Source organism: uncultured Flavonifractor sp. (assembly GCF_944387675.1).
In the GTDB taxonomy this organism is placed as follows: Bacteria; Bacillota; Clostridia; order Oscillospirales; family Oscillospiraceae; genus Flavonifractor.
In genome coordinates this window covers 1-4,070 of record NZ_CALXFV010000143.1, presented here as the reverse complement: position 1 = coordinate 4,070, position 4,070 = coordinate 1, and the positions used below count along the sequence as shown (strand labels likewise).

Genomic DNA, 4,070 nt, shown 5'->3' with positions numbered 1-4,070 from the left:
CCCTTGCCGGAGGAGCCGCCGGAGTTGTCCGCGGGTTTGGAACCATCCGTGGAGGAAGTGCCTGCCCGGACTGAGGCGCCGACTGCGCAGAGGGAAGCGCTGGCTGCTGGGAGCGGGACCTTCTGGCCGGACCTGGTGGTGCTGACGCGGGGAAAGTTCCCCGCAGTCTATCCCTTCCTCAGCAATCCGGCGGCTGTGCAGGGCCGGCTGGAGGGGAGTGTGCTCACCCTGTGGGTGGACAATGAATTTACCAAGCGCATGGTGGGCAGCCGGCAGGTGCTGGAGGAGCTGGCCCGCCTGGCCAGCGAACAGACCGGAGTCCCGGTGCGCGGTACGGTGAAGGTGGGCAAGCCGCCGGAGCCGGCAGGCGAGGCGCCGGTCGGGGAGCACGACCGCTTGGATGATCTGCTGGCCATGGGCCGACAGTTTGACAACATTATTATTGAAGAATAAAGGAGTTGCGACCGATGGCGAAGGGATTTAACAGCCGGGGCATGGGCGGCCTTGGCGGCGGCATGAACATGAACATGATGAAGCAGGTCCAGAAGATGCAGCAGGACATGATGAAGATGCAGCAGGAGCTGGAGAGCAAGAGCTATACCGCCGCCGCTGGCGGTGGAGCGGTGACCGCCACGGTGACCGGCAAGCGAGTGGTGGAGCGGATCACCATTGATCCCGACGCGGTGGACCCGGAGGATGTGGAGATGTTGCAGGACATGATTGTGGCCGCTGTGAATGAGGCGCTGCGTGCGGCGGAGAGTGATTCCGCCTCTTCCATGCAGCAGCTGACCGGAGGGCTGGGCCTTCCGTTCTGAGCGTGCAGAACTCCGGGGCGGGCCAGCGGCCCGCCCCGGTTTGTGTGAAAGGGACGGGGAGAGACGAGATGGAAAAACAGACGTCCGAGAGCTTCCGCCTGGGGGCGCTGCTGGCGCTGGCCGGCGGCGTGCTGGACGCCTACACCTATCTGATCCGTGGCGGGGTGTTCGCCAACGCCCAGACGGGGAATATTGTTCTGCTGGGTGTACGGCTGATACAGGGGGAGTGGCGGCAGGTGCTGCACTATCTCATCCCCATTCTGGCCTTTGCCGGGGGCGTGATTGTGGCCGAGCAGATCCGTCAGCGGGTGAGCCGGGAGGGCGGAATCCACTGGCGGCAGGTGACCCTGGGCCTGGAACTGCTGCTGCTGGCGGGGGTGGCCTGGCTGCCCGCCAGCCTGGACAGTCTGGCCAACGTGGCGGTATCCTTTGTTTGCGCGGTTCAGGTGGAGAGCTTCCGCAAGGTAAACGGCAACGCCTTTGCCACTACGATGTGTACTGGCAACCTGCGCAGCGGTACTGAGCGGCTGCTTTTGTACCTGCGCACCGGGGAGCGGGACCACTGGAGCAGAGCCATCCAGTACTATGGAATTATTTTGTGCTTCATTGCCGGCGCGGCGCTGGGCGGTCTGTGTGCCGCCCGGCTGGGACGGGCGGCCGTCTGCGCCAGCCTGCCGCCGCTGCTGCTGGCCCTGATTCTGATGTATGAGCGGAAAAAGCCTTGCGGCGGGGCGGAAGCCGGTATAAAATAGGTGCGAGCTAAGTAATATTTTAGGAGGTATCAGGGGAGATGGAACAGGCGAAGGTATATTACTCGGATCTCCGCTGCCAGCCCGGAACCAGTCTGCTGAACAAGCTGGAGAAGCTGATCCGCACGGCGGGGCTGGGCGAAATTGACTTTGACCGGAAGCTGGTGGCCATCAAGATGCACTTCGGCGAGCCGGGAAATCTGGCGTTTTTGCGGCCCAACTACGCCAAGGTAGTGGCCGACGTGGTGAAGAGGCTGGGCGGCGTCCCCTTTCTGACGGACTGCAATACCCTCTATCCCGGCCGGCGGAAAAACGCCCTGGAGCATCTGGACGCAGCCTATGAAAACGGATTTTCCCCCATGTCCACCGGCTGCCAGATCATCATCGGGGACGGCCTGCGGGGCAACGATGAGGTGGAGGTGCCGGTGGCCGGCGGAGAATATATTGAGACAGCCAAGATCGGCAAGGCCATTATGGAGGCCGATGTGATTATTTCCCTGTCCCATTTCAAGGGACACGAGCAGACCGGCTTCGGCGGTGCTATCAAGAACCTGGGTATGGGCTGCGGTTCCCGCCGGGGAAAAATGGAACAGCACGCCGCCGGCAAGCCGGTTATCAGTGCCAAGCGGTGCGTGGGCTGCCGGAAGTGCTCCACCCAGTGCGCCCATGACGCGCTGACCTACGGCGAGGACCGAAAGGCGGTCATCAACTGGGACAAGTGCGTGGGCTGTGGCCGGTGCATCGCGGTGTGTAATGTGGACGCCATTCGGGCCGGCAGCGACGCGGCTATGGAGCAGCTGAGCTGCCGCATGGCGGAGTATGCCAAGGCGGTGGTGGACGGCCGGCCCCAGTTCCACATCAGCCTGGTGATCGACGTATCCCCCTACTGCGACTGCCATGAGGAGAACGACCTGCCCATTGTGCCGGACGTGGGCATGTTTGCCTCTTTCGACCCGGTGGCTCTGGACCAGGCCTGCGCCGAGGCCTGTCTGCGCCAGCCCCCCATTCCAGGCTCCCACCTGGACGAGCAGATGCACAAAGAGGGCTTCTGCGACCACCACGACCACTTTATCAACAGCATGCCCGTTACCGACTGGAAGATCTGCCTGGCCCACTGCGAGAAGCTGGGGATCGGCACCCGCAGTTATCAGCTGATTGAAGTCAAGTGAGCATGGAGAAAGGAAGGCCATCTATGGATGTAAAGGAGATTCTGGCCCGCTGTGACCACACCCTGCTCAAGCAGGAGAGCACCTGGGCGCAGATCAAGGCGGTGTGCGACGACGGCATGAAGTACGGCTGCGCCTCCGTGTGTATTCCCGCGGCCCATGTGAAGCAGGCCAACGACTATGTGGGCAACGACCTGAAAATCTGCACCGTCATCGGATTCCCCAACGGCTATTCCACCACGGAGGTCAAGGTATTTGAGACGGAGGACGCCATCCGCAACGGCGCCGACGAAATTGATATGGTCATTAACATCGGCTGGGCCAAGGAGGGCCGGTGGGACGCGCTGCTGGAGGAGATCCGCGCCGTCAAGGACTCCTGCCAGGGCCGGATTCTCAAGGTGATTGTGGAGGCCTGCCTGCTCACCGAGGCGGAAAAGGTGAAGCTGTGTGAGATTGTCACCCAGTCCGGGGCGGATTATATCAAAACCTCCACCGGCTTTTCCACCGGAGGTGCCACCCGGGAGGATGTGGCTCTTTTCAAGGCCCATATCGGCCCCGGCGTGAAAATCAAGGCCGCCGGCGGCATCCGCACGCTCCAGGACGCGGAGGATTTCATCGCTCTGGGCGCCGACCGCCTGGGAACCTCCGCCATCGTAAAGCTGGTGAAGGGACAGGCTCCTCAGGGTTATTGACGGAGGACGGGACCCTCAGGGCTATTTGCGGAGCAGCAAATACCGGGAGACCGCTTGGCGGTTTCCCGGTATTTTTGCCAGTTGCTGTGAGATGTGTGTGGAATGGCAAAAACCGAGCAAAAAACTTGGGCATTTTGTAAAATGACGGTTGCCACGGAACAGGGGATACGGTATAATAGGTTCGCAGCTCAGTAAGGAGAGGCATACTGTCTGAACCGAACTGGGCCATTTTTGTGAAAGGAAGGTAGATTACATTGAAGATGTACAAGAAGCTCCTTGCACTGCTCCTCTCTGCGTCCATGGTATTTGCCCTTGCCGCCTGCGGCAATGGGAACCAGGGCAGCAGCGAGACTCCTTCCGGCGGCGAGAGTACCCCGCCCACCCAGGAGTCCCAGGCTCCCGCTGAGGAGACCGGCGGCGAGACCGTTGATGCCGCCAATCCCGACGATATTGACGACAATATGACCTCCGCCGACAACAAGTATCAGGTGGCTTTCGTCACCGACGTGGGCCAGCTGAAGGACAAGTCCTTCAACCAGGGTACCTATGACGGCGTGAAGCTGTATGCCGCCGCCAACGGCCTGTCCTACAAGTACTATCAGCCCGCCAACGGCAACGAGGCCACCGACGATGACCGCTATGACGCCA

General features: G+C 61.6%; 4 protein-coding genes and 2 pseudogenes. All 6 read left to right on the top strand.

Features of this window, described 5'->3' with window-relative positions:
• A pseudogene (locus Q0J74_RS10630) lies at positions 1–453 on the top strand (DNA polymerase III subunit gamma/tau); the annotation flags it as partial.
• A gap of 14 nt (positions 454–467) precedes the next feature.
• Complete coding sequence (locus Q0J74_RS10625; protein ID WP_297214437.1) at positions 468–815, top strand: YbaB/EbfC family nucleoid-associated protein; 348 nt, start codon at positions 468–470, stop codon at positions 813–815.
• Positions 816–883: 68 nt separating this feature from the next.
• A complete protein-coding gene (locus tag Q0J74_RS10620; protein ID WP_297214436.1) occupies positions 884–1,567 on the top strand; it encodes a YoaK family protein in 684 nt (227 codons plus the stop codon).
• A gap of 38 nt (positions 1,568–1,605) precedes the next feature.
• Positions 1,606–2,733 carry a DUF362 domain-containing protein gene (locus Q0J74_RS10615; RefSeq protein WP_297214434.1) on the top strand — a complete coding sequence of 376 codons (1,128 nt, stop codon included), beginning with the start codon at positions 1,606–1,608 and terminating at the stop codon, positions 2,731–2,733.
• Positions 2,734–2,756: 23 nt separating this feature from the next.
• Positions 2,757–3,422 (top strand): deoxyribose-phosphate aldolase, encoded by a 666-nt coding sequence (gene deoC, locus Q0J74_RS10610; protein ID WP_297214432.1) that lies wholly within the window; start codon positions 2,757–2,759, stop codon positions 3,420–3,422.
• A 260-nt stretch (positions 3,423–3,682) separates the two neighbouring features.
• Positions 3,683–4,070, top strand: a pseudogene (locus tag Q0J74_RS10605) (BMP family ABC transporter substrate-binding protein); the annotation flags it as partial.